The sequence below is a fragment of the Shewanella sp. 3_MG-2023 genome, assembly GCF_030548765.1.
In the GTDB taxonomy this organism is placed as follows: Bacteria; Pseudomonadota; Gammaproteobacteria; order Enterobacterales; family Shewanellaceae; genus Shewanella.
This window is the reverse complement of the sequence record NZ_JAUOSH010000003.1, coordinates 112,838-138,656: the sequence shown is the minus strand read 5'-3', so window position 1 is coordinate 138,656 and position 25,819 is coordinate 112,838. Positions and strand designations below refer to the sequence as shown.

28 protein-coding genes, 1 pseudogene and 1 riboswitch are annotated in these 25,819 nt (G+C 40.1%); of the genes and pseudogenes, 23 read left to right on the top strand and 6 right to left on the bottom strand.

Annotation, left to right across the window (positions count from 1 at the left end; genetic code table 11):
* The first annotated feature begins 40 nt into the window (after nucleotides 1-40).
* The 18 genes and pseudogenes from Q4591_RS02885 (at nucleotide 41) to Q4591_RS02805 (ending at nucleotide 15,739) form a co-directional block, all read left to right on the top strand.
* On the top strand, nucleotides 41-880 hold the full coding sequence (locus Q4591_RS02885; protein WP_303459262.1) for a hypothetical protein: 840 nt from the start codon (nucleotides 41-43) through the stop codon (nucleotides 878-880).
* A gap of 572 nt (nucleotides 881-1,452) precedes the next feature.
* Nucleotides 1,453-1,983 (top strand): curlin, encoded by a 531-nt coding sequence (locus tag Q4591_RS02880; RefSeq protein WP_102531777.1) that lies wholly within the window; start codon nucleotides 1,453-1,455, stop codon nucleotides 1,981-1,983.
* A 33-nt stretch (nucleotides 1,984-2,016) separates the two neighbouring features.
* Complete coding sequence (locus tag Q4591_RS02875; protein WP_303459258.1) at nucleotides 2,017-3,600, top strand: curlin; 1,584 nt, start codon at nucleotides 2,017-2,019, stop codon at nucleotides 3,598-3,600.
* 129 nt (nucleotides 3,601-3,729) lie between these two features.
* Nucleotides 3,730-4,362: a LuxR C-terminal-related transcriptional regulator gene (locus Q4591_RS02870; RefSeq protein ID WP_102439587.1), complete on the top strand. Its 633-nt coding sequence runs from the start codon at nucleotides 3,730-3,732 to the stop codon at nucleotides 4,360-4,362.
* Entirely contained in the window at nucleotides 4,359-5,012 is a 654-nt protein-coding gene (locus tag Q4591_RS02865) for a curli production assembly/transport protein CsgE (RefSeq protein WP_241901032.1), read from the top strand. Before Q4591_RS02870 ends, Q4591_RS02865 begins: the two co-directional genes overlap by 4 nt.
* A 15-nt stretch (nucleotides 5,013-5,027) precedes the next feature.
* Nucleotides 5,028-5,435, top strand: a complete 408-nt coding sequence (locus Q4591_RS02860; RefSeq protein ID WP_102439588.1) for a curli assembly protein CsgF — start codon at nucleotides 5,028-5,030, stop codon at nucleotides 5,433-5,435.
* A 2-nt stretch (nucleotides 5,436-5,437) separates the two neighbouring features.
* Nucleotides 5,438-6,289 carry a CsgG/HfaB family protein gene (locus tag Q4591_RS02855; protein WP_076536135.1) on the top strand — a complete coding sequence of 284 codons (852 nt, stop codon included), beginning with the start codon at nucleotides 5,438-5,440 and terminating at the stop codon, nucleotides 6,287-6,289.
* Nucleotides 6,290-6,870: 581 nt separating this feature from the next.
* The gene (hinT, locus tag Q4591_RS02850) at nucleotides 6,871-7,227 is read left to right on the top strand and encodes a purine nucleoside phosphoramidase (RefSeq protein ID WP_102439590.1); all 357 of its coding nucleotides are present in this window, start codon (nucleotides 6,871-6,873) and stop codon (nucleotides 7,225-7,227) included.
* Nucleotides 7,228-7,237: 10 nt separating this feature from the next.
* Nucleotides 7,238-7,621 (top strand): annotated as a pseudogene (locus tag Q4591_RS20135) (PaaI family thioesterase); the annotation flags it as partial.
* A gap of 171 nt (nucleotides 7,622-7,792) precedes the next feature.
* Entirely contained in the window at nucleotides 7,793-8,263 is a 471-nt protein-coding gene (locus tag Q4591_RS20130) for a PaaI family thioesterase (RefSeq protein ID WP_347230783.1), read from the top strand.
* An 89-nt stretch (nucleotides 8,264-8,352) separates the two neighbouring features.
* Nucleotides 8,353-8,742: a YcfL family protein gene (locus Q4591_RS02840; RefSeq protein WP_102531778.1), complete on the top strand. Its 390-nt coding sequence runs from the start codon at nucleotides 8,353-8,355 to the stop codon at nucleotides 8,740-8,742.
* Between the two features lie 158 nt (nucleotides 8,743-8,900).
* Nucleotides 8,901-9,009: riboswitch (TPP riboswitch) on the top strand.
* 148 nt (nucleotides 9,010-9,157) lie between these two features.
* On the top strand, nucleotides 9,158-11,344 hold the full coding sequence (locus Q4591_RS02835) for a TonB-dependent receptor (RefSeq protein ID WP_102476405.1): 2,187 nt from the start codon (nucleotides 9,158-9,160) through the stop codon (nucleotides 11,342-11,344).
* Nucleotides 11,345-11,514: 170 nt separating this feature from the next.
* Nucleotides 11,515-11,775, top strand: coding sequence for a hypothetical protein (locus tag Q4591_RS02830; protein WP_076536145.1), 261 nt, complete (start codon nucleotides 11,515-11,517; stop codon nucleotides 11,773-11,775).
* 40 nt (nucleotides 11,776-11,815) lie between these two features.
* Nucleotides 11,816-12,466, top strand: a complete 651-nt coding sequence (gene pnuC, locus Q4591_RS02825) for a nicotinamide riboside transporter PnuC (protein WP_102439594.1) — start codon at nucleotides 11,816-11,818, stop codon at nucleotides 12,464-12,466.
* Nucleotides 12,467-12,480: 14 nt separating this feature from the next.
* On the top strand, nucleotides 12,481-13,491 hold the full coding sequence (locus tag Q4591_RS02820; protein ID WP_303459254.1) for a phosphotransferase: 1,011 nt from the start codon (nucleotides 12,481-12,483) through the stop codon (nucleotides 13,489-13,491).
* Nucleotides 13,492-13,535: 44 nt separating this feature from the next.
* Entirely contained in the window at nucleotides 13,536-14,384 is an 849-nt protein-coding gene (locus Q4591_RS02815; RefSeq protein ID WP_102531781.1) for a DUF6279 family lipoprotein, read from the top strand.
* 80 nt (nucleotides 14,385-14,464) lie between these two features.
* A complete protein-coding gene (locus Q4591_RS02810) occupies nucleotides 14,465-15,052 on the top strand; it encodes a DoxX family protein (RefSeq protein WP_102476402.1) in 588 nt (195 codons plus the stop codon).
* A 138-nt stretch (nucleotides 15,053-15,190) separates the two neighbouring features.
* Complete coding sequence (locus Q4591_RS02805) at nucleotides 15,191-15,739, top strand: NAD(P)H nitroreductase (protein WP_102439615.1); 549 nt, start codon at nucleotides 15,191-15,193, stop codon at nucleotides 15,737-15,739.
* A 187-nt stretch (nucleotides 15,740-15,926) separates the two neighbouring features.
* Here Q4591_RS02805 and Q4591_RS02800 read toward each other — a convergent pair whose 3' ends face one another.
* Nucleotides 15,927-16,133 carry a hypothetical protein gene (locus tag Q4591_RS02800; RefSeq protein WP_076536156.1) on the bottom strand — a complete coding sequence of 69 codons (207 nt, stop codon included), beginning with the start codon at nucleotides 16,131-16,133 and terminating at the stop codon, nucleotides 15,927-15,929.
* A 202-nt stretch (nucleotides 16,134-16,335) separates the two neighbouring features.
* Nucleotides 16,336-17,025, bottom strand: coding sequence for a glutathione S-transferase (locus tag Q4591_RS02795; protein ID WP_303459251.1), 690 nt, complete (start codon nucleotides 17,023-17,025; stop codon nucleotides 16,336-16,338).
* 290 nt (nucleotides 17,026-17,315) lie between these two features.
* Between Q4591_RS02795 and Q4591_RS02790 the strand changes: the two genes are divergently transcribed.
* The 4 genes from Q4591_RS02790 (at nucleotide 17,316) to Q4591_RS02775 (ending at nucleotide 21,035) form a co-directional block, all read left to right on the top strand.
* Nucleotides 17,316-18,296 (top strand): rhodanese-related sulfurtransferase, encoded by a 981-nt coding sequence (locus Q4591_RS02790; RefSeq protein WP_102439599.1) that lies wholly within the window; start codon nucleotides 17,316-17,318, stop codon nucleotides 18,294-18,296.
* A gap of 249 nt (nucleotides 18,297-18,545) precedes the next feature.
* On the top strand, nucleotides 18,546-19,910 hold the full coding sequence (gene yegD / locus Q4591_RS02785; RefSeq protein ID WP_102439600.1) for a molecular chaperone: 1,365 nt from the start codon (nucleotides 18,546-18,548) through the stop codon (nucleotides 19,908-19,910).
* A gap of 144 nt (nucleotides 19,911-20,054) precedes the next feature.
* Nucleotides 20,055-20,510, top strand: coding sequence for a CreA family protein (locus Q4591_RS02780; protein WP_303445646.1), 456 nt, complete (start codon nucleotides 20,055-20,057; stop codon nucleotides 20,508-20,510).
* Between the two features lie 42 nt (nucleotides 20,511-20,552).
* Nucleotides 20,553-21,035 (top strand): zinc ribbon domain-containing protein, encoded by a 483-nt coding sequence (locus tag Q4591_RS02775; protein ID WP_102439601.1) that lies wholly within the window; start codon nucleotides 20,553-20,555, stop codon nucleotides 21,033-21,035.
* Between the two features lie 122 nt (nucleotides 21,036-21,157).
* On the opposite strand, the gene Q4591_RS02770 is transcribed toward Q4591_RS02775, so the two are convergent.
* The 3 genes from Q4591_RS02770 to Q4591_RS20125 form a co-directional block, all read right to left on the bottom strand.
* Nucleotides 21,158-22,639 (bottom strand): peptide MFS transporter, encoded by a 1,482-nt coding sequence (locus Q4591_RS02770; protein ID WP_303410007.1) that lies wholly within the window; start codon nucleotides 22,637-22,639, stop codon nucleotides 21,158-21,160.
* A gap of 397 nt (nucleotides 22,640-23,036) precedes the next feature.
* Complete coding sequence (locus Q4591_RS02765) at nucleotides 23,037-23,624, bottom strand: YrhK family protein (protein WP_303459249.1); 588 nt, start codon at nucleotides 23,622-23,624, stop codon at nucleotides 23,037-23,039.
* Complete coding sequence (locus tag Q4591_RS20125; protein ID WP_368501194.1) at nucleotides 23,590-23,754, bottom strand: YrhK family protein; 165 nt, start codon at nucleotides 23,752-23,754, stop codon at nucleotides 23,590-23,592. The genes Q4591_RS02765 and Q4591_RS20125 overlap by 35 nt, the downstream gene beginning before the upstream one ends.
* 328 nt (nucleotides 23,755-24,082) lie before the next feature.
* Between Q4591_RS20125 and Q4591_RS02760 the strand changes: the two genes are divergently transcribed.
* Nucleotides 24,083-24,427, top strand: a complete 345-nt coding sequence (locus Q4591_RS02760; protein WP_303459246.1) for a hypothetical protein — start codon at nucleotides 24,083-24,085, stop codon at nucleotides 24,425-24,427.
* Nucleotides 24,428-24,555: 128 nt separating this feature from the next.
* Here the strand turns inward: Q4591_RS02760 and Q4591_RS02755 are convergent, their stop codons facing one another.
* Nucleotides 24,556-25,752 carry a cystathionine beta-lyase gene (locus Q4591_RS02755; protein WP_303459243.1) on the bottom strand — a complete coding sequence of 399 codons (1,197 nt, stop codon included), beginning with the start codon at nucleotides 25,750-25,752 and terminating at the stop codon, nucleotides 24,556-24,558.
* Between the last annotated feature and the right edge of the window lie 67 nt (nucleotides 25,753-25,819).

The window sequence follows — 25,819 nt, the reverse complement described above, 5'->3', positions numbered from 1 at the left end:
GATAAGAGAGAACTTAACACGAAAATAATGGAAAACGAGTATGAAAAAATCACCAGTAGCATTATTTATCTCAACCATATTACTGACTTTAACAAATGCACATGCCAGCGACACTAATACCGTGATAGTTGAACAAGAAGGAGGAGGCCATCTGGTTAACCTGACTCAAGAAGGCAGCGATAATCAAATAAACTTAAGTCAAAGTGGCTATGATAATACTTCGATGGTTATTCAACAGGCTTATAGTAATAAGGTTGATCTGCATCAGCATAATGATGACAACGTCATTGTTATTAACCAAAAGGGGTCTAATCAAGGCATGGGGAATAGCGCCAGAGTGCATCAATGGGGTTTGAACAACACACTATCTATTGAGCAAGATGGTAATGAGAACACGGCCTACGTAGAATTTGATACTTTTAACAGTCTTATTACCATTTCTCAAACGGGTGACAATAATGCCGCTACTGCATTTGCCGATTATTTTGAAAAAAATACCGCAATAGTCACTCAAGAAGGAAATAACAACATAGCAATTAGCCATAGTGATTGGGGCGACAGTATCGCAGCGGTTGTACAAGAAGGTAACAGTAACTACGCGTGGGCATATGCAAATGATATATCAAACAATGTTCATATCAATCAAACTGGTGATTTTAATACTGCAAGAGGTGTGGCTGATTTAGGCGAAGATAACGATATTGATATCGAACAAGTTGGTAATCAGCACACGGCTAATATTTATGCCGAGCAAGGTTTTTGGCATGGCATTGGCAATAATATTTTAGCCGTTTCACAAACGGATCAAGCCAATAGCGCGATGGTTAGAACTCTGGGTCATGGTAATTCAGTCAGCATTAACCAAGGAACTAGTTTGTAATTTTATTAATTATTTTAAATAAGGCGTTTCTAATATTAATAAGGATAGGGTTGTAATAATTAATCAATAATTTTTATTTTAAAATTTTGTGTTAATTGACTGTGTGAAATGATTTTTGTAAATTATAAGGTAACCATTTTACCCCCCCTTCCTTATATTATTTATCATATCCACCATAAAAAGTGCTAATAAATATCTATGCAATTCACTCCTTCGTATTTTTATCGAATTTATTAAAATCAAAACTAATAATTCTCACATTGTTTATGTCAGTTTCCATGTTTTTTTAATTTTAATTGCAATTTTAGCACATACAACCCCAAAGAAAGTACAAAATCTTCAATGTGAAGTTGGGTTTAACTACATGTATTTACTCATTAATTCAATTATAAATGTTGATATTTCGATTTAAGGAATAGTACTAAAGTAGGGGGGGCGATGATTTTTTACCTATTAGTCTATGCAGTTTTAATACTCGAGGAGGATTCAGAATAAATATTAATCATCAATACTTTACACACTGAAAATGTGAAGGGAATTCTCCTTTCAGTCAGTTGTTAAAGGCAGAAAGCATGGACGTATTAAAAAGTAAGTATTTACATCGCTTAACTAAGATAATAGCAATTTCATTTGCCTTTGTCGTCTGTCTAGCTTCTTTTCCTACTTTCAGTCAGTCTGATTTAAGTGATTTTGATGAACTTGCCAGTGGGGCTAATTTAGCTCGAGTTTCACAAGATGGCAGTGATAGTTCATTAAGCTTATATCAGTCTGGTAGCGCTAATCGTTTTCAATCTCAACAATTCGGTTTTAATAATTCAATAAATGTTAATCAGCAAGGCTCGCATCATATTGCAGGCCTTAGGCAGTCTGGTGCCAATATTGAGGCTGAAATCTTGCAGATGGGTTTTGGAAATGCGGTTGTTTCGTTGCAACGCGGAGAAAATTTATACCTCGATGTGATGCAAACAGGAACTGGGAACCTAGCTTTAATTAAGCAAAGTGGTTACGACAATTCGATAGAGATCCAGCAGCACGGGTCTGGAAACGCAGTGGGTGTACTTCAATGGGGAAACTCACAAGATGTTGTGATCACCCAAAGATAATTTATCTAACTAAACGTATAGGGAAAGACAATAATGAAACATTCAAAATTAGCTTTATTAATTTCAGCTGTACTATTTGCTTCAACTAGTGCGCATGCTAGTGATGGTAACATGGCAACTGTGGACCAAGTTGGTAATGATAATTCTGTCATGATTACGCAGCAAGTCAATAGCGAGTCAAATGCAGCAACAGTATCACAATCTGGTGATGAGAATTCTGCAGAAGTGACTCAAGCTGATACTTCAAATACTGCAGCTTTTATTACTCAAGTGGGTAATGGGAATGAAGGGGCAATCTCTCAGCATAATTCAACCGCTACAGCATCAGCGACTATTGATACTGAAGGTAGTTTGAATAAAGCGAATATAGTGCAGAAATATTACAATGCCCAAGCTGCAGAAGCGGCAGTAAATCAAGTGGGTGACAGTAATATTGCAACTATTACGCAAGAAAATGCCGATGGCGCTTCATCTACCATCAATCAATTAGGTGATGGTGACACTGCAGAAATTAACAATTATGTGTCTGACTTTGCCGATGCCACCATTAATCAGTCTGTTGGCACTGGTAATGATGCCTACATTGAGCAGGATAATTCAGATGGTGCAGAAGCGACCATATCGCAGGCTGGAGCTGGCAATACAGGTAGCATATTTCAGCAAACAAATACGCTAACAGATAATGCTTTGGAAGAGACAGTCGCGGTAATTGATCAATCTGGCGATAATAACTGGGCAGATATTGTACAAACAGGCTTGTCGAATGATGCTGCAGTGATGCAAATGGGCAATGGTAACGAGGCATTTGTTACTCAATCTAATTTGAATAATGAGGCTGATGTTAACCAGTCTGGTGATAGCGGTTTGGCTACTGTGATGCAAAGTGGTGTTAATGGTCAAGCTACTGTGGAGCAATCAGACTTTAACCAAACTACAACCGTAACTCAGTCTGGTGACGGTCAAATGGCATTTGTTAATCAAAGTAATGCTAACAATACTGCAACTGTTACCCAAAGCGATATGAGTAACTTAGCGACAGTCAATCAAGCTGGTAGCGGTGATACTGCAACTGTTGTTCAAGCAGGTATTTCAAACGAGGCATTAGTAGATCAAACGGCTGGTAGCGTATCAAATACAGTATCTGTATACCAAACTGGTAATGAAAACTATGCTGGTGCAAAAACAGGGTTTAACGCTAACAACACTATTACTATCACTCAAACCGGTAATAATAATTCAGTGACAGATAATGCTAATACAAGTGGTTTTTATGGAACGGGTTTTGGTGCCGGTGTTTGGGGAAGTGATAACACTGTGAATATCTCTCAAACTGGTAATGACAATACTGCTTATGCCGATGGTGCAAGTAATGGCTCTATGGTTGATATTGTACAGGTAGGCAGCATGAACGAAGCGATTGGAGAGTCTTGGCTTGGTTCAACTAATGATCTTGATATTAGCCAAACCGGTACAAATCACTTTGCTTATGTTTATATCAGTGGCAGTACAAATGTTATTGCAGTAACACAAACTGATATGGGTAATAATTCGTCAGTAAACACCTTTGGTAATGGTAACTCTGTGACCATTAATCAAGGCGCAGTGATGATGCCTTAATAGTACAAAAGTATATTTAAAATAATTTAAACACTCTTTTGGCTAATAGTATATGTCAGGTTGGCTTGCTAACCTGACTTTATACAATTTCTACAGGTTTGTTTAAGTAATAACATGGAGTGAAGGGTGATGTTTAAAGTTATCAATTGGATGATCGTTTCTCGTTCGCAATTGCTTGTTGACCTACTTGATTGTCGTTGGCCCCAAGAGTTTTTGGTCAAGCTAGCTAAAGCAACTCCAGCAACTATGAGTACTAAATTAAATTCACATGAAATCTCTTTAGTGGTGTTTGATTTAGCTACCATAGATTTACAACAAGCTTATCAATTACAGCGTTTAATCGAACGCGAACACAGCTCGGTGAAAACGGTATTTATTAATTTCCCCAAACAAGTTGATGCAAAATTTTTGATCCACCCAGCTACAACGTTTGGTGTATTTTACAGTGATGCTGAACTTACCGCTATTAGCAGTGGATTTAACGAAATACTTAAAGGTCGCAGCATTATACCCCATGATTTACATAAATCAGTCACTGGTGATGAAGCTGACGATGATAGTGAGCATTTAACCATACGTGAAAGAGAAGTACTTCAAGCGTTACTGGCTGGCAGTACAAATTTGGATATCGCCAATCAATTGTTTGTCAGCGAGAGTACAATTAAAACTCATTTATATCGCGCTTTCAGAAAAATTGGGGTATCCAGTCGCGGTCAAGCAATAGCTTGGGCACAGACTCACATGCATGAGGTTAGAGTATGAAAAGCATCTTATTGATGTTTTTTCTGTTCATCTTTTCAAGTCATGTCATTGCCGCTGGTAATTCAGTAACAAAACCTTTAGTTACTGAATCAAGGTTATCTACAGAGTCAACACTAGATATTAAATCAACTTTAGTGACTGAACCTTCTTTAAAGCAAATCAGCACTAAAAATAAACCGCCAATAGATCAAAGCCACGCAGAAAAGCTTAAGAATGCCAAAGAGCCAACAACGTCAGCGACAGATAAGAATATTCAAAAAGCTCCCAAAACTAAGCCTATTAATATTAATGATGCCGTCCCTAAGGATGAAGCTGATTTAATTGATGGGTTAATCTTAAACCGTGCGATGACCCGACTCGGCCATCGCTTTTACCGTGAATTTGTCGCGGCATACAGAGATATTGGTGGCGAGTCTAAACATACCGGGCTCACCGTTATTGAACAAGCTACAGCAAGAAGTGGTAGCAAAATATTAATACAACAAAACAGAAAAACCGTTTTTGTGACTTTTGTGTCGCCTATTAGTCGGAATATAGATGACCAAGCCAATTATGCCGCTAAACGCGTTAACTCTGCGGTAGTTAAGCAAAATGAACAAGCCGTTTTAGGAGCGTTGTTTGACCCAGATCTCGCACCTGACGAATTCTAAGCATGGAAAGCCAAAATGAAAAAAATAACATTTACTTCAATATTGCTCATTCTTTCAGTTGATTGCTTTGCCACTCAACTTATTTATCAACCAGTAAACCCAGCCTTTGGTGGCAGCTATTTAAATGGCTCATATCTACTGGCTAATGCAGCTGCGCAAAATGACCATGAAAGTAGTGGTGGCTCAGGTTATGTGGCCCCAACAGCATTAGAACGTCTCTCAAGTTCGTTACAGTCTCGGTTGATGAGCCAACTTTTTAATGATGCCGCCAATGGGGGGGAAGGTTATCTATTAACTGATGATTTTGAAATTAATGTCGTTAATGAAGACGGCTCATTGATTGTTCATATTACCGACGTATTAACCGGTGAAACCACCATTATTGAAGTTGGCGGTATTGTTGATGACAGTGTCGGGGGTTAATAATGAAAAAATTAATTATTAGCTTGTGCCTACTATCTTTAACAGCTTGCTCATCAATTGATGAAGAATTTGAAAATATAGATGCCACTTCAAGTTTAATGCCTAAAGGTGAAACTTATTACGATCTAACCAGTTTACCTTTTCCACAAGGTGCGATGGTTGCTGCAGTATATGATTTTCGCGATCAAACAGGACAATACAAGCCCATTCCATCAAGTAACTTTTCAACGGCAGTGCCACAATCCGGTACGGCATTTTTAGCCCAGTCACTTAATGATTCAGCATGGTTTATACCCGTTGAGCGTGAAGGACTGCAAAACCTATTAACAGAACGTAAAATTTTACGGGCAGGACTTAAAGGTGATGCCAGTAAATTACCGCAACTTAATAGTGCGCAGGTATTAATGGAAGGTGGCATTGTTGCCTATGACACAAATATTAAAACGGGCGGTGCTGGAGCACGGTATTTAGGCATTGGCGCTTCAGGTCAATACCGAGTCGATAGCATTACCGTTAATTTACGCGCTGTGGATATTCGAACTGGCCGATTACTCAGTAGTGTTACCACCACCAAATCGGTGATATCAAAAGAAATTACCGCGGGTGTATTTAAGTTTATTGATGCACAAGATTTGTTAGAGGCTGAAGCGGGTTATACTTCCAATGAGCCTGTGAGTTTATGCGTAGTCGCAGCCATTGAGAGCGCTGTTGTGCATCTTATTGCCGATGGCATTTGGAAAGGGGCTTGGAGGCTAGGGGATGCCACTACAGGTTTGCAAAATACTACCTTGCAAAAGTATTGGTTAGAAGCCCATAAAGAAGCGCAAGTCAGTGCCAGAATTAAGCGTGGCTAATTATCCGTCCTGAATAAATAGCCCCTAATTAACAGTCCCTTATGTTTCAATCACGATAAAGGTGCCAATGGCGCCTTTTATGTTTTCTGGGGGTAAACTTCTAGATACACAGACGCAGCCCTTAAGGCGATAACCACATAAGCAGCTTAGCTTTCATTATGGTTAAGTTAAGCCAAGCTTTCATTATGTGGTGATCAAAAAGATGCCTAAGAAGTCTAATTGCATAAGGTTTAAAGGTAACCACCAAGAAATATAGCGCTTTTTTTAGCGACTTCAATGTTAATTGCTGGGGATACTTCAAATAAATCCCCTTTAGCATTGATAACAATGATGTGATAATGCCTAGATAAACTCTAAGTAAGTGAGCGTTGCTATAGTTAATCGAGCTGTCAAAATTGGCTTGATAGTGCCAACAACATTCAACAGTGATTAATAGCAAAGTGTTAAACTTGCTTGGCTTAAGTGACAAATGCAGCAGTAGCTATTATATAGTTAAGCAAGCGCTTAGTTGGCTGCTTGATTAGCGCATTCAACAATGATTTTCACTACTTCGATTATAATAACCAAAAGGATGATCAATCATGGCTGAAGAAACCATTTTCAGTAAAATTATACGCCGAGAAATTCCTGCCGACATTTTGTTTCAGGATGAGCTCGTCACCGCTTTTCGCGATATAAACCCACAGGCACCAACACATATTCTGATTATTCCAAACCATTTGATCCCCACAGCCAATGATGTAAAAGCATCTGACGAACTGGCATTAGGGCGAATGATGACAGTTGCGGCAAAGCTGGCTGATGAAGCGGGTATTGCACAAGATGGTTACCGCTTAATCATGAACTGTAATAAACACGGTGGCCAAGAGGTTTACCATATCCATATGCATCTACTTGGCGGTAAGTCACTTGGGCCAATGCTAAGTCGGTTGGATTAATACTAATAACATGAAAATAAACAGTGATTTTTTTCCGTTAACCGGCGTAGCAAGCCGATTTGTTAATCAGCTTGCCCATTGCCGTCGATTGAATATTAGTGCGTTAGAAGCCAGTGAACATCACGTATTACTGGAGTTGCCTTATAGCCAAGATATCATTGGTGACCCAGATACTGGGGTGATACACGGCGGTGTGGTGACTACGATCATTGATACCGCATCCGGCACTTCTGTTGTATGCGCTATTTTAGAGAAGTATAAATCCTTAGAAATATCGCCAACCTTAGATTTACGGGTTGACTACATGAAACCGGCTGAGCCAAACAAACCGCTGTATGCATTTGCAGAATGTTATCGTTTGTCGGCCAATGTGGCGTTTACCCGTGCGATTGCTTATCAAGACAGTATTGATGATCCTATTGCGCATGCTGTTGGCTCATTTATGCGTATTAGTCCAGAAATGGTGGGTGAAGAGTTTAGACAAGCTTTGATGGGCTGCGCTGATGAAGCAAGTGCAGTCAATTCAGCTGCTAATAACCAGCCTGATACTCAAAGTGTTGAAGTTATGCAGGCAGGCAATGCCAGTTTAACTGTGGGCGATATTAATGTTCATGATGTGGTTAAGCGGGCCATTGATTTAAATGACTATAGTTATTTATTAGAGAAAGTCCCTTATACCCAATTTATCGGGATGAGTGTTGATCGCTTTGGTGATGAAATGGTATTTAAGCTGCCAACTAAAGATGACAACATTGGTAATCCTATTCTGCCAGCCATACATGGCGGGGTTATTGCTGGCTTTATGGAAATGTCGGCGATTGTGCAGTTAATGGTATTTATGCAAGCTAAGAAAGTGCCAAAAATTATCGATTTTTCAATTGATTATTTACGTGCGGGTTTACATCAAGATACGTTTGCTGAATGTAAAATTACTCGTCAAGGACGCCGAGTTGCTAATGTTAGCATTAATTGCTGGCAGAAAAATCGTAAGCAGCTAATTGCTACTGCGAGAGCGCATTTCTTGCTTGATCAGTAGAAGTAACACACAGTTGATGCATAGATGAGCAAGCTGTTTGACACTGAGCCGACCATTTATTTTTTAATACTTAAAAAAAGGAATTAATGATGACATTAAGAGTAATAATGATATCGCTAGCGTTAATGCTATCAGCCTGTGCTAATCATACCGCGGGAGTCATGGTTAGCTCTAATAGCGAAGTGAGAGTTGATAATAATTCTTTTGCGAGAAAAGTCGCTGTTGAGCAAGTCAATGTCAGAACGCAAGCGGATTTATTGCAAGGTTCTGCATTAATCATTAGCAAGGTGTCAACGGATTTAAGGCTGCAATATAAGTTTACTTGGTTTGATGTTGGTGGCTTTACCATTGAAGATGAAGCAAGCAGCTGGAAGTCATTAAAGCTACATGGCAAACAACAAATGCAGGTTAGCGCCGTTGCCCCTAATGCCAATGCAAGCCGTTTTGAAGTATATGTAAGAGAAGCATTCTCTAACTAAGTGTATCTTTTAAAATATAAAACACGCTTAATTGCGTGTTTTTTGTTTTATAGGCTTAGCTAATCATAAAAATATCTATGTGATAATTTTTTGTACTTAAATAGTTAATAAAAAGTGCCTGTTAGTGCTGTTGCACAGATGAAGGATAGTTTATAATCCGCCGCGCCAAGGGGTGTTTATCGTGTTGATAAACTGAGATGTCTAAAGACAAACCCTTAGAACCTGATCCGGCTCATACCGGCGTAGGAATAGGCTGCATGCTTTGCCGTAAATGTTAGTCATTAACTCAGTCATAAACCAAGTCGTAAACGAAAAACGACACCAATTTAATAACTGATAATTGTAATGACAGTCATGGATGCACATAACTAATTCACTATGCTTGCCGGATCTCAAAATTATAATTTGAGGTCCTATGTCTGTAATAAAATCTAAATCGCCACTAGCGATTGCCATTCTTGCCGTTTTATCCACTTCCGTTGTCGCTCAAACAGAAAATGTTGAACGCGTGGCGCCCGCTGCTGAAAAAATGGAAGTCATAGTGGTTAACGCTGACTTTAGTAATATAGCGCTAGAAAAAGTGCCATCCAGTGTTACCGTCATCGATAGCCAACAATTGCAAGATGAGGGCGCTCAACATTTTGAAGATGTATTAAACTCTATTGCTAATTTTAACTGGTCTGGCGGCAGCTCTCGGCCAAAGTATTTCCAAATTCGTGGTGTGGGTGAGCAAGAAGAATATCAAGGCGCGCCAAATTCTTCTGTTGGCTTCATTGTTGATGATATCGATTTATCTGGGATCGGCATGGTGTCGAGCATGTACGATATGCAACAGGTTGAAGTTCTTCGTGGCCCACAAGGTACACAATATGGCGCCAATGCGTTAGCGGGTCTTATATACCTTAAAAGTAACGATCCCACCGATGTGTTTGAACATGGCGCACAAGTCTCTCTTGGTGACGATGACTTACAAACCTTCTCCGGTTTTAGCTCTGGCCCAATAACTGACTCTGGTAAGCTACTTTATCGGGTGTCTTTAGAGCAACATTCGCAAAATGGTTACCGCGACAATACTTATCTAGAGCGTGAAGATACCAATGGCCGTGATGAATTCACCGCCCGTGCTAAATTGCGTTGGTATGCTGCAGATGATGTGCAACTGGATTTAACCTTTTTACATGCTAATTTTGATAATGGCTATGATGCCTGGACGTTAGATAATAATGGCTTTGAAACAATTACCGATAAGCCTGGTGTTGATGCGCAAAAGACCACTGGTGCTGGCTTAAAAGCCACATTCAGCAGTTTTGAAAAGTTCGAACTCACCTCGTTAACTTCATTTGCACAAACCGATCATCACCATAATTATGACGGCGATTGGGCCAACCCTGATTACTGGGATTCGAAACAATGCAGCATTTATGATGATGACTGGAACGTGATTGGGACTGAGCCATGTGTTTATGATTACACCTGGGATAAACAGGGTGAGCGTAAAACCGTGTCACAGGAACTTCGTATCAGCTCAAACGAAGCTGGCCGAATTTTTAACGATTCGACTGATTGGTTAATGGGCTTATATGGCATGAACCTTCAAGAGGATAATGACTTATATTCTGAATACAATGGCTGGCCAGATGAAGTGCTGCAATCGGAATATGAAGCGACCAACTATGCTATTTTTGCTCAAACCGATACCCAGTTTAGTAATGGTTATGTATTTTCAGCTGGGGTGCGTTTAGAGCGTCGAGAAAGTGAATATTCAGACAGTAATGGTGATAAATTCTCACCTAGCGAAAACATGTGGGGCGGTCATTTAGCGCTATCTAAAGCCATAAACCAAGACCATAATACCTATCTGCGTATTGCTCGAGGCTATAAGGCGGGTGGCTTTAACATGAGTTTGCCAGCTGAATTAGCCGATAAAAAAGAGTTTGATACTGAAATCTTATATAACTACGAGTTAGGGCTCAAATCTTCGTGGTTACAAGGTCAATTAGACACCAACTTGGCATTCTTCTATATGGATCGACGCGATCAGCAAGTGGCGGCATCACAACAAGACCCTGATGATCAGCAGCGCTTCATTCTATTTACCGAAAATGCAGGTAGTGCTGAAAACTACGGCGCCGAAATCGACTTTACCTACTATGCCACCGATAACATTCAATTCTACGGTAGTGCAGGTTGGTTAGAAGCCACCTATGGTGATTATCAATACAAGGATAAATATGGCAATGTCGTAGATTTAACAGGTCGAGAGCAAGCCCATGCGCCAAAATTTACTTATAGCGCAGGCATGAGCTATGTCAGTGATTCTGGCTGGTTTACCAATTTAAATGCTAGCGGTAAAAGTGATTTTTACTACTCTGATAGTAACGAATCAAAGTCAGACGCTTATACTATTTTCAATGCTCGAGTGGGTTATGAAACACAAATGTGGTCAGCGTATTTATGGGGCCGCAACTTATTTGACGAGCAATATGGCACCAGAGGCTTCTACTTTGGTAATGAACCAGACTTAGATTGGGCCGATAAGCAATATGTACGTTTCGGCGATCCACGTCAGCTAGGTATTACCTTAAACGTCAAGTTTATGTAGCTTGGCTGCAAACTATGTTAATTAAAAGGGGCTGTTAACCTGTTGGGTTACAGTTGATTTATTTAATAATAACAATACTTAACACTAAATTGCCGTCATGTTTTGAAAAGTTTTTTACCTTAAACTTTGATAGACTATGACGGTATTTTTATCACGATTAAGGAATTTCCATGAAATTGACTGCCGAAATCAGCATGTATCCATTTAATGAAAACTATTTAGACCCGATAAAGTGGTTTATTGGCCGAGTAGATAGCTACCCTAATATTGAACGTAAAACCAATGCGATGGCGACTCAGGTGTGCGGTGAATACGCAGATGTGATGGCCATGCTAGCAACCGAAATGGAAGCGGCCCATCAAAAATGGGGCAAAGCAGTATTTGTATGTAAATTTATTGGTGGCGAGCTTGATTTAAGCCACACCGAATAACCTGTAAATTCATCATAGTAATGAAATAGTAGCCAACGTTATGTTATCTGAGATCGTTCAATCAATACAAATTGCCATTACTGAAGTGTCTGTAATGACAGGCTGGGAAGCTGTTGCAGTGATTCTGGCAATTGCGTATTTGATATTAGCCATGAAAACCAATATTTGGTGTTGGGCGGCAGCCTTTGCCAGTACTGCCATATACACAGTGCTGTTTTGGAATGTGTCATTGTTGATGGAATCAGTGCTAAATGTATATTACATGGCGATGGCGATTTATGGCTTTTGGCTGTGGCGCTATGGTGCTGACAGTCGTCATCAAACTGAACTGCCAATTATTAGTTGGTCTCTAAACAAACACTTAGTGATTATTGCCGTTACTAGTGGTGTATCCTTGATTGTGGGCTACTTAATGGCCACAAATACAAGTGCTTCGTTTCCATATCTTGATGCATTAACAACCTGTTTTGCGGTGATGACTACTTATCTAGTGGCGAAAAAGGTAATAGAAAATTGGTATTACTGGATGGTGATTAATTCGCTATCAATTTACTTATACCTTCAAAAAGGTTTAATGCTAACTTCTGGTTTACTTATCCTGTATTTATTTATGGCTGTCAGCGGTTACTTTATGTGGCGTAAAAAAATGCTGCAAAATCATGCACCAGATGATGCAGCCTTAGCAAGCTAATGGCTATTTAGATAATGAGTCACTTTAACCCATGGCAATGGCTACCTGCGGATATTAAACGCCAATTACCGAATATATTAGCCGATAAGATTGAAGCAGATTGTCATGGGGTTAAAGTGTTATCTGATGGATTAAGTAACCAAAACTTCCATATAGCCTTAAGTGATAGCGATTGGGTATTACGGGTTAATCAAGATAATGCCCCGTGGTGTGAACGAGACAACGAAGTGAGCAGTTGGCGCTTGGTTGAAGCCATTAATCGGGCGCCTAAATTAATTTGGCTTAGTGATGATAAACGCTTTTACCTAAGTCAGTTTATACCTGAAAATAATCACTTATGGTCAAATTATGTCGCCGAGTTTAGTTTTTATGATAACAAGCGCCCACAGCAGTCGGTGTTTGCGGCGCTAGACCCTGTTGCTCACCTACTGGGGTTATTAACCCCGCTATCAAAATTACCTTTGCCGACGAAACAAATTACCATGACTCAGCAATGGCAAGTTTATGTAAACTCATTATCTGACTTAGGCAACTCAATTGCTGATGCAAGCGCCGCAAACAAAGGCGATGCTGATGAAACTCAGGCGTTAGTGACATGGCAGCAGCTTTATCGAAAATTAACCAGTAAATATGCCCAAATGGCTATTTGGCTTGAACAACTAGAAACCTGCGTGATTTCGCCGCAGTTCTGTCACCGAGATTTGTCGCCGTATAATTTACTGTTTGATGGTAAACAACTTAAGTGTATTGATTTTGAATATTGCGCTGCCAGTCATCCGCTGTTTGATTTAGTCGCCGTGGTGGTGACGCATCAATTAACTCAAGAGCAAGTAAAACAACTGACGGAAAAATATCTACAACATCAGCTGAATTTGACTCATGATTGTACTGACTACCTTGCTGAAATGGCTCATTGCTTTTGGCTATTTGCCGCAGCTTGGGCTTTAATGATGGCAGCTAACCAGCAATTATCTCCTCAGCAATATTTTAACTTATTCAACAAATACCTATCTTTAGTGCCATAAGGCTATTATTCTTAACTTATGCTGTTTGTAGGGGAGAATGACCGTTGAAAAAGCCATTAATTCCAATATTACTTGTTATCTTTTTAGCAGGATGTTCCACCAAATTTAGTTACTTCTTTCTCGACTGGGCCATTGAGTGGCGCGTTGATGAATATGTAGAATTAGATAAATCTCAACAAGCTCAATTTGATAAGCTGCTAGATAAGTTTTTGCTTTGGCATCAACAGCAAGAATTGGCTCGCTATAGCGAGCAGCTGCAGCAACTTTCCGACAATATTAATAAACACACGCTCACCATTGAAATTTGGGAGCAACAAGTTACTGCAGCTAAAGCCCATTGGTTTCGTGTTTTTGAATTTTTACTACCCGATTTACTACCTATTATTACTAGCTTAAGCGATCAACAAGTTAAATCTATTATTACTCAGCTTAAACTTGATAATGATGAATTAAATGCCAAGTATGCAGGAAAAAACCAACTAGAATTAGTCGCCGATGCCAACAAAAGAACCATCAATCGGGTTGATGATTGGTTAGGAAGCACCACAGCAGAACAAGAAGTGTTAATTAAAGCGTTTAATCAACAGCGTTTAGCAACCCTTGATATGTGGCTAGAGTATCGACTTGAATGGTTACGTCAGTTTGAAACTGCGCTGAGTCAACGAGATGATACAGCCTTACTTGAGCAGAGAATGCGGTTATTAATGACCCAGCCAGATGAATTAAAATCGGCAATCTATCAGCAAAATGCAGATAGAAATACTCGATTATTTGGTCAGTTAATGATTGAAATTAATCACAGTTTATCCAGCAAGCAGCGCCGTCATTTAAACAAAAAAATAGTCACGTTAATTGAGGATTTACAAGATCTGTCTGACGATGTGGAGCGTTAATTTATAGCTGATGTAAATAGATGAAATAAAACTTGTTATTCCAAGGTCTAATGATGTAATTATCGCAGCAAGGTTAAGGAATTATCATGGTGAACCTATATCAGCAATTTTTAAGTTTATTAAGGCACATTGAAGGCATAGCACCACTGGCTTTGCGACTTTATTTAGCCCCAGTATTAATGCAAGCAGGTTATAACAAGTTATCTAATTTTAGTGACACAGCGGCTTGGTTTGGTAATCCTGATTGGGGTTTAGGTATACCTATGCCTGAAGTCATGACCGCATTAGCTGCCGGCACCGAATTATTTGGCGGAGCGCTACTGCTGATAGGCTTAGCTACACGTTTAGTGGCCATCCCTATGATGGTAACCATGTTAGTTGCGGCGTTTGCGGTGCACATTAATAATGGCTGGTTGGCCATTGCTGATGCCAGTTCCTGGCTTGCTAACGATAATGTCACCGCTTCTGCTGAAAAGCTTGCTGCGGCTAAAGCACTTTTACAGCAACATGGTAATTACGAATGGCTCACAAGCTCAGGCAACTTTGTTATTTTAAATAATGGTATTGAGTTTGCCATAACCTATTTCATCATGTTGCTTGCGCTGTTATTTATGGGCGGAGGCCGATATACCAGCGTGGATCACTTTATTGCCAAGCGTGCTAGCTAGCGATTAATAACCTCATCTAACAATTTATCATGACATGTAAAAATCCCACTTTAATGTGGGATTTTTGTTAATATTCTTGAGAGATTAATTATCGGCGTGGACATGTGTCTGCGCAATGAAAAGACAGGGATTTTGCAATTGGACGCTTCAGAATTATTACTTACTCGCCAGTCAACACCTCGTTTAACAACGCCTGCGCCGAATGAACAACAATTGGACTTCATTCTTAATGCTGCTGCCAGAGTGCCAGATCACGGCGCTTTAACCCCTTGGGAATTTATTATCGCCACTGATGCAGGGTTAGAGACCTTAGCAGAGATATTTGTTACGGCGGCTAAGTCTAAAGGGGCCGATGAAACCTTTTTAACCAAAGTGAAAGGGATGCCACACCGAGCGCCAATGGTCATTACTGTCGTCGCCAAAAGTCAGTCACATCCTAAAGTGCCATTATTAGAGCAGCAGTTAGCCGCGGGCTGCGCCACCATGGCAATGCAACAAGCAGCGTTTTCTTTAGGATTGGGCGCAGTTTGGCGTACTGGTGACTTTGCTTTTAACGCGATGGTTAATCAAGGTTTGGGTATTGCCGCTGAAGATCAAATCGTGGGCTTTTTGTATATCGGCACCCCTGCGGTTAAAGCGCCGCTTAAACCGTTAAAACCAGGCCGACAATTCGCTCGATATTTATAACCTGTTTCTATGAAGTGGGCTTATCAACTTAATTGCTGAGCTCGAGAACAGTGCTAATTATAAAGGCGATCAAAAGCGTTAATAAAAATATAGTGACTCCAGTTGTGGAATCACTATATTTAATATTTTTAAATAAAAATGTTTGAGTTACCTAGGTCGGTGACTTTGCTCGTTATAATTAAATGTCTTAGTCGCTTGGGTCTAATGCATCTAACGGCAGCAAGTTCTGATATAAGTAATAGCCTAACGGGCCTAAAAATAGGCTTATTGTTCCCCATAGATAACGTTTAACGTTATCTATCTTTGCTGCTGTGTTAATCGCGCGGTAGCAAAACATAATATGCAATACGATTAACAGTGGTATGAGCACAAGCACCAAATCCATTTGTTCCATGTCTACATCCTTGGTTACTGCATGAGAGACTAATCTAAGCATAATGCTATTTTTCAGATTAACCGTTCAATCATTATAAAATCCATCTTATAGTTGACTTAACATAGCGCATTTACAGTGCTTTTATCAATCATATATATGAATAACTATACAAAAGATTGATCTGTTGTTACTAATATAAGCAGTTAGTAATATATCGACGCTATTTGAGGTAATGTTGCTGGGTTAAATCATCTAACCAGAGAGAGTGTTTTTTCATAACCATTTTAAATAAATCACTTTCTAGATGGATTTTGAGCCATTGTTTTACATTTTTATATGGGCTTTGCTGGAACCAGAGCTTATTAACATGTGCAAATTGTCTTACAAACGGAAAAATAGCGTAGTCAGCCATCGAGGGTGAGTCTGACAACAGTTGTTTTTTATCAGACAGCTTTTCTTCTAAAATTTCAATGAATTCACAGGCTTTAATGCGGTAATACTCTTCAGGATACTCAAGGTGTCTATCAGCATACTTGTATTTGTCTAGCCAAGGTTTAAATTGAAAATCATTCAATTCAATCAGATCAATTGCTGCTTTATCGGTTATAGAGCAGACTAAGCTTACATAAGCACTGTTGCATAAATATTCAGTATCAGCACAAGAATAATGACTTAATACATACTTGAAGATATCAATGCTTTCGTCTAATACTTTAGGACGATTAATTTGCGGATCATTCAGTACTAATACTGGTACTGTGCCTTTTGGCGACAGCTTTAGCATTTCTGCAGGTTTATTACGTAACTCAATTTCTCTTAATTCAGGATTTAACGAACTTAAATGCAAGCCTATACGCGCTCTCATCGCATAAGGGCAGCGCCTGAAGGTATAAAGAATAGCGGAAGACATATATAACTAGACCTTGTTATCGTGAAGTAAACAATGAGTGAGCTTATTCTATGTTTTTTATCTGTGGGTGTGTGAACTTTTTGCTTAGGTTGTCGATTGGTTTTGCGGGTTTGTTGAAACATATGTGTTTACTGACACGAACTGAAGACGCTGCATTACGCCTAGCTATGGTTGTGTGATTAAGTTACAATTTCGCGCCATAATTTGAGGTTGATCACTCTTTTGTGCTTATTTGTCCTTAATCGTTATTAATTGCACTGGAAATTAAGTTCCAGCTAGCGGAGATATTCATGTCACAAGTTGTCGTTTGCGCGTTATATAAGTTTGTTGCTTTACCGCATTTTGAATCAATAAAAGCGCCATTATTAGCCCATATGGAGCAACAAGAAATTAAAGGCACTTTATTACTGGCCAGTGAAGGTATTAACGGCACAGTAGCAGGCTCGCAACAAAGTATTGATAGCCTGTTAGCCTGGTTGGCGTCACAAGATGGCTTAAATGAAATTGTGTATAAATTATCCTTTGACGACAACATGCCATTTTACCGCACCAAAGTGAAACTCAAGAAAGAAATTGTCACTATGGGGGTTGAAGGGATTGATCCAAGGGAAGTGGTAGGGACATACGTTAAACCAAAAGATTGGAACAAACTGATCTCAGATCCTGAGGTGTTATTAGTCGATACCCGTAACGATTATGAAGTACAAATCGGCACCTTCAAAAATGCAGTTAACCCTGTAACTGAAACCTTCAGAGAGTTTCCTCAATACGTCAAAGAAAACCTCGATCCAACTAAGCACAAAAAAGTCGCCATGTTCTGTACCGGTGGCATTCGCTGTGAAAAATCCACCGCTTACCTTAAAGAGCAGGGTTTTGATGAGGTGTATCACCTTGAAGGCGGAATTTTAAAATACCTTGAAGAAGTGAACCAAGAGCAAAGCCTGTGGCAAGGTGAGTGTTTTGTATTTGATAATCGGGTGGCGGTAAATCATGATTTAGATAAAGGTATTTACGATCAATGTAATGCTTGCCGCATGCCAATCACACAAGAAGAAATGCAGACCCCAGCTTTTGTTCAAGGCGTCAGTTGTCCACACTGTATCGATAAAATTTCAGATGAGCAGCGTCAACGTTTTATTGAACGTGAAAGACAGGTTCAACTGGCTAAACAGCGTGGCGAAGCCCATATAGGTAGTGACGTTAAACAAGTTATTCAGCAAAGACGTCAACATAAAGAAAGCGTGAAGCTAGCCCAAAATGAAGCTAAATAATTAGAGTCACTAAAGGTCGATTAAGCCAGTTTGATGAAAGCATCCATTGTCATGTGGGTGCTTTTTTGTATTGATTTTAGCTTTTTGAGGCCGATGTTATTTTTACTGTGCCTAAACAAGTCATTATTATAAATGAAACAGGTTGCTGGATTTAGCAGCGAAAGATTTATTATTGCTAAAGTGAATAACAAATCTTAATCAGCTTATGTTATTTTTAGCATTGATCTAGAAATATAAAGTTGGAAGTTAATGTTTATTGGTTTTGATTACGGCAGTGCAAACTGCTCAGTGGGTATCGAGCAAGATGGTCAGGTGACACTTATTCCGATTAATGGTGATAGTTGTTTCTTATCTTCAACCTTATATGCCATGGATAGAGAACTTATCGCTGAAGCTGTTTATCACCGCATTGCGGATGAGTTAAAACCACAATATGGCCACTTGCGTTCATCGCAATTAAGCCGCGCCAGACAAGTCCGCCATGAGTTGGATATTTACCCAGACGAGCAAGTGGTATTTGTTGGTCCAGAAGCAATTGAAGCCTATTTGGAATTACCCGATGAAGGTTTTTACGTCCGGTCACCAAAATCATTTTTAGGCGCCAGTGGTTTAAGGGTCGATCAAGTGGCGTTATTTGAAGATATTGTCACCTTAATGATGCTTGAAGTGATGTCTCGGGCTAAAGCAGTAATTAAAGAGCCGATCACCAAAGCTGTCATTGGCCGACCTGTTAACTTTCAAGGTGTTGGCGGTGAGGAAAGTAATCAGCAAGCACAAGCTATTTTAGAAACAGCGGCTAAAAGAGCAGGCTTTGAACAAGTAAGCTTTTTATTTGAACCTATGGCTGCTGCGATGGATTATGAAGCGTCAATGACGTCCCACAAAACCGTACTAGTGGTTGATGTTGGCGGCGGCACCACCGATTGCTCTATGGTAAAAATGGGCCCAGAGTTACAACATAAAACCGATCGTAGTGATGATGTGCTTGGCCATAGTGGTCAGCGTGTTGGCGGTAACGATCTTGATATTGCCGTTGCCATGAACTGTTTTATGCCGCATTTAGGCCTAGGCTCTACATTAAAAAATAACCTTACAGTACCGCGACAACCATTTTGGAATGGCGTTGCTGTTAATGACATTAGTGCTCAGCGAGAATTTGGCTCTATTGCGACGGCTAAATTAATTGACGAACTCATTAAAGATGCCGAGCAACCAGCGCTTCTTAAACGACTTAAATCATTACGCTTGCATCAAATGAGCTATCAATTTGTTCGTCAAGCAGAGCAGTGCAAAATTGGCCTGTCACAGCAGACAGATTTTGATACAGATTTATCCTTTATTGAAGCGAACTTTGAGATTAATGTCTTACAGGATGCCTTTGAAGCTGCAGTTCAGCAACCTGTTAGCAAATTAATCACTATTATGAAGCAAGCTGTTGAGTCAGCAAGCGCCGAGCCTGATGTGGTTTATGTCACTGGCGGCACCGCAAAAAGTCCGGTGATCCACCAATGTATTTCAAGCCAATTTAGTGAAGCAGAAATTATTGTCGGCGACCATTTTGGCAGTGTAACCAGTGGTTTAGTGCGTTGGGCGGGTAAAGTTTTTCAGCACTAATTTTTTTAGCTGTGATTTAACTGTAAGCATTTAAGCATAAGCCAGTTACAACAGGTGTTATTAATCATGTTGTAGCCAGTAAGGATAAACATCAATATGGTTCGAGCAATGATTCAAAACACGCCGGTAAATAAAATAACTGCAATGGCATTAGTGCTAGGGACTAGCTTATTAACCATGAGTTGCAGTGACGATGTTGGCAAGGTGAGTTTAGGGATGTTTACCACCAAAGACATTAAACTTAATAAGATGGTTGACCCACTAGTACCTGGGGTAACTTGTCATGTTGCCAGTATCGAAGCGGATTTAAGCTTTTCAGATCCATCCGATTCATCTATTTCATGTCGTCAAACCGGTGAAATTACCTCGCAAATGATCGACACTATTGATAAGTCGGCATCAGGTGAGATTGTATTTAAAAAGTCTAAAAGTATTTTCTTTAAAACCATGAAAATCAGACGTATTTTAGATGCAGAAAATCAAACTCTGATGTATGTGTCTTATTCGACCAAGGAAACATCGGGTAGTTACAAACACAGCTTATCGACGGTGCCATTATGGGGCACTAAAGCTTATCAACAGCCACAAGCGGCGTACTAGTTTTTAAGCTAACTCACACGATTATTAGCATGAGGAGGGTAAATGGATTGTCCTTATTGTAAACAACAGCTTCATGTTGACGCACTAAAGTGTTGCCATTGCTTAGAATATCTATCTGATCATATTTGTCCAGATTGCCACAGTAGCTTGCCTAAAGATGCTGTGGTGTGCCGCCATTGTCATTATCGATTCAGCCAAATTTCAATCAGTGCGACTGAATTAACCATGGCATTTAAAGCCGAATTATTGGCATCGGTTTTATTTCGATTTAGATTGTTACCCCAAGAAATCGAAACTGATGTGGATAAAATTTGCATCAATGCACCGGGGCTATTTCGTTTGTGGAATAACACCGATGAAGTCCCGTGGAATAAAGTTGCCGGATTTAATTATCGCAGCGGCATTATTTGGGACCGCATCGAAATTGAAACCCGCGGTCAAAAGCCCAGTGTCATTTTGGGCTTGTCAAAGCACAATAGTGAGCAGTTACGAAAATTACTGCAATCTATTGTTAATGCTAATTAATTTTCTACTCGTCACATTATTATTAAGCGTGTTCAGATAATAATGTGACGGGGTTAAAGTGAAAATTGACAAGCCTCTCCATCCATAAGCAATGTTTTAAATTGCCGCTAAAAATGCATCCTTTAAACTGTCGTCTCTACTTCAGGGTGATTTACAGCATCATGTTGCTCTGCTCTACGTAGCATTAGCGCAATCACTTTAGAACACACTAAAGCCACTGCGACCATCACTACCGCCATGATAGTTAACATTTGAAAATAGTCACCATACATGTTTTGGGCGATGTCTTGGGTCAAGACTTGTCCTTTTTCAAGGGCAATATGAGTTGATAGCACTGCGCCCACAATCCCACTTAAAGCGATTGCCACTGAAAATAGGCTAACAGAAAAGTTTTCAATATGTGCGGGGGCAACAGACAAAATAAATGCCACTACCATTGAGCCGACAATCACTTCAGCAAGCGCTTGAAAAAAGTGCACTGCAAAAAAGACTTCAGGTCTAATGGTGACATCTGGGCCGATGTTTGAGATGAAATAGGTTAATATCCCAAATGCGATAGCTGTCATCACAAACGCCACCGACACCTTGGTTGCAGTCGACAGGTTAATGCCTTTTTTCTCTAAGGCAGAAAAAGCCATGGCGACCACAGGACCGCCAACCATACACCAGAGTGGGTTCATCGCCATTGCCGCTTCTGGTTGCAGTGGAATAAAGCCAAACAAATTGCCGCTCAGGGTATTAATGGCAACAATGTTCATTGATGTCATCATTTGTCCGTAATACACGAAAAAGCAGGTCGTTAAAAAAGTGGCAATTAAAATGGTGCCCATTCTAAGTTTTTCTGCGTGACCTACCTGAAACATCAAAGCAATGAAGTAACCAATTGCCATTAAGCCAATGGCATAAACGATATTTTGTCCAATTTCCATATTTGAGAACATGAAAAACACTAGGCCAACCATGGCGAAAGAAATAACAGCAAAGCCAAACCAGGCTTTAATTGATAGTGATTTTTGATCGATAGGTTTTCCTAAAGCTGAAAAAGGCTTTTTGAGCACCACAAGAACGAATAGGGCAACAGCTGCCAATATGGCAGAAAGCATGAAACCGCCAGTAAAACCAATATACAGAATTAACATCGGGAACAAATACTGCCCAGCAAAGGCGCCAATATTATTGACCGAGTAATTGATTGGGAAACCTTGTTCAAACTCTTTTTGAGAGTTAAATGTTCTTCTATAAAGGCTTGGGTAAGATGGCGACATTAACCCGCGGCCATAACTAGCGAGTGCTATACCAGCCATTGCGGTAGGGACATGTAATGAGGATGCGCCCACGACCAGTAAAATATAACCGGTAACAAATGCAGCATAACTAATGGTGAGTGAGCGATAAGCACCGAGTAATTTATCGGCGATAAAACCGCCTGCAATAGCAAATAATGGCCCGATAGCGGCGAATGCGCCGACAACCATCATGGTCTCGGATTCACCGTAATTGAGTTCTTCTAGAAAAAAGCGCGTAAGGCTGACGAGCACGCCATAAAAAGATAAGCCAAAAAGCATTTGGCAGACCATCATCGACTTGTTGAGTTTATTCCACATTTTTTAGGCCCTGATATTTGTATGTCGCTAACGACAATTGCCCACGAGCACTGTGACTCATGAGAGAAAGGTCGTTGTTCACACCTTGATTGCAGCAAGGGAATTGAGGGAAATTAGCAATTGTTTGATGAACTTCTGAATCGCTTATGTAGGACGCGACCCTACAAAAAGGGCTAAGGATTTTGATGCTGACGATCCAAAGTGATTGGCTTAAAATAGCGTATAGGTTGATTAATTCAGCAGTGACGCCATGGGGGCATTATAAAACAGTCACATAAGCTATTTTCATTGAGATATTTACTGACGATAAATCAGCTTTATGCCATAAAGCCGCACAGCACAGAGCCCTAGGGTATTGAAGCAAGCTTAGATATTTGTTTGATTAAATTATTAGGCTTTACACGTCTGGATGATTTTTCAGCGCATTTTGAACCAGTAAGTAGGCGCGCCAGTAATTAAATATGCCGCCTAATAAAAATAGGATACTGCCCAGCATATATTGCCAAGCAAGAAAGTTGAGAATAAGCAGGTGATCATTTGGCGATTCAAAAGCCCACAGATAAGGGATAGAGGCCATACCATAGAGAACTGAGCCGACAATAAAGGTGATTGCTGTTAGGTTCATCAATTGCAGTAATTGCACCGATTCAGCCTTGATAATCAGTAACACATTGGCTGCAGCGCCAAGCACAAACAATGTGCTGCCAATGATAAACAACCAAGTGCCGAGGATCAGATCATCAACCGCAGGGAAATAAGATATTCGGCCAAAAACAAAACATAGGGTACCCAGCAGATAACTGATACCTGCAAAATATTCTAATTTTAAATCAATCCCGTGGGATAGCTGGCTTTTCCAATGTCGCCTGATCTCAGCCATATCGTGAACATTAACCGCTAAGTAAATCAGTGAAGCGGCAAGAAAAAACCAACCGCCAATATGGGCATATTCAGCCCGACTTGGGAAAAAAAAAGAAACTGCCAATAACAAAAAGAATACCGCCGACTTTATAAGCAATTGCGTTGATGGTTTCCCAGCGAAATTGTGCTCTAAGTTCTTTCTTATTTGCAGTTAAATTAAGAATACGTCGACGATTTGAAAATATATGCGGCATGTAAGTTTTGTCTCGGTTCTGGGGGGAAGAGGTTTCTTAAGTTAGTTTTGCTCATAATCTACAAGTACATCAATAAATGTGTTTTACTGACGTTTGTTTAACCTAGGTGCCTAAGCGTCTAAATTAACACTTCGATTTAAAAATTCTGCTACAACTGCCAAAGGATGATAAACCACAGCTGTGAATAAGTGAAATATTCAACTCCACATCAGCCTAATTATAATCGCTAGTTACATTTATTGTTAAAACGAGTTGTCGCGACAAGAGTTGGCGGTTTGGATACAAGAAACCCTTGATAAATGGATAAAACTGGATTGATGTTCGTATTATGCACAATCAAGGTGTCCTAGCAGAGGATGATTGGCACTTAATCGCTTGGAATAATGCCTTAACTTATAGTCCAATATTTTCAGAAAATATAGTAGATAAATTTTCGCAAATTAGTAGTGAAACCTTTCTAATCATCGGCACTAGGGATAGAACAGGCCCTGGCCGAGGTTGGTTAAAAAAAGGTGTTAATAGAAAACTTGGAGATGACCAAAACCTTGGCAAACAAGCTCAGGTAATGATTAAAGGTTCAAGCCTTATTGAGTTGGAAGGTTTAGGTCACATGCCAAAATATGAAAATTATAAAGCTTTTCATGCGGCATTTACTCAAGTGATTGATGAATAGTTTACTTTGTTAATTAGGGTGACTTATCTATTTTAGCCATTCAAAACATTAAAAAGGCCGAACATATTACACTGTTCGGCCTTTTTATTATCGATTATTTGTGTTGTTGATAAGCTCTAAATCAGGGCTTAGCGCTTAGATTCAACCTCGTTATAACGCTCAAATGCTGCGGTTAAGTCGGCTATAAGATCATCGGGATCTTCAAGGCCAATATGTAGGCGAATAAGCGGCTTGCTGGTGTCCCATGTGGTGGCAGTTCTAATTTTATCAATGCCAAAGACACCGAGAATTAAACTTTCATAACCACCCCAAGAAAAGCCCATTTTGAAATGACGCATGTTTTCTACAAAAGCGGTCACAGAGGCTAAGTTGCCTTGTTTGAGTACGAATGAGAATAAGCCATTACCGCCACTGAAATCTCGCTGGTAAAACTCATGGCCCGGACAAGTTTCAAACCCAGGGTGGCGCAAGTGATCCACTTCAGGTCTGGTGGCTAACCAATTAGCGACCTTTAAGGCATTTTTGTCATGTTGGGCCATTCTGACGCCTAAGGTGCGTAAACCTCTTGCGGCAAGATAAACATCATCTGGTGAAGTGGTTTGACCCATGATGTAACTGTTTTCACGCAGTTGTTCCCAGCAGGCTTCATTAGCGGTTGCTGTGCCCATCATCACATCAGAGTGACCAACAATGTATTTAGTGGCAGCTTGAATTGAAATATCAACGCCCATCTCAAATGGACGACAATTGATAGGCGAAGCCCAAGTGTTATCGAGCATGACGACCATATCATGTTCGTGTGCGATACGACTTAAAGTGGGAACATCTTGAATTTCCATGGTGATAGAGCCTGGTGATTCAAGGAATAACACCTTGGTGTTGGGTTTAATCAGCGCTTTAATCCCTTCACCAATTAACGGATCGTAATAGGTGGTTTCAATGCCAAAGCCAGCTAACAGCTTATTACATAAATCGCGGGTGGGTTCGTAAGCATTATCAACCATTAATAAATGGTCACCACTTTTTAAAAATGACAGTAACGCGCTGCTTATTGCTCCCGCACCTGACGGATACAAGGCGGTACCTACGCCACCTTCAAGTTCACTGATGGCTTGCTGAAATGAAAAATGCGTTGGGGTGCCACGGCGACCATAAAACATTTCGCCATTGGTTTTATTTTTAATGGCAAAACGCATGTCATCCATGGTGTCAAACACTACGGTTGAGGCGCGAAACACCGGTGGGTTAATAATCCCTTTGGTGTATTTTTTGTCTCTGCCGACACTGACGATTTGCGTGGCTAATTTGTCTTGCTGATTGCTCATAGATTCATTCCCAACTGGCACAACGGATGTTATGAATTATTGTTTTAGCCATCCTAACATCTATACG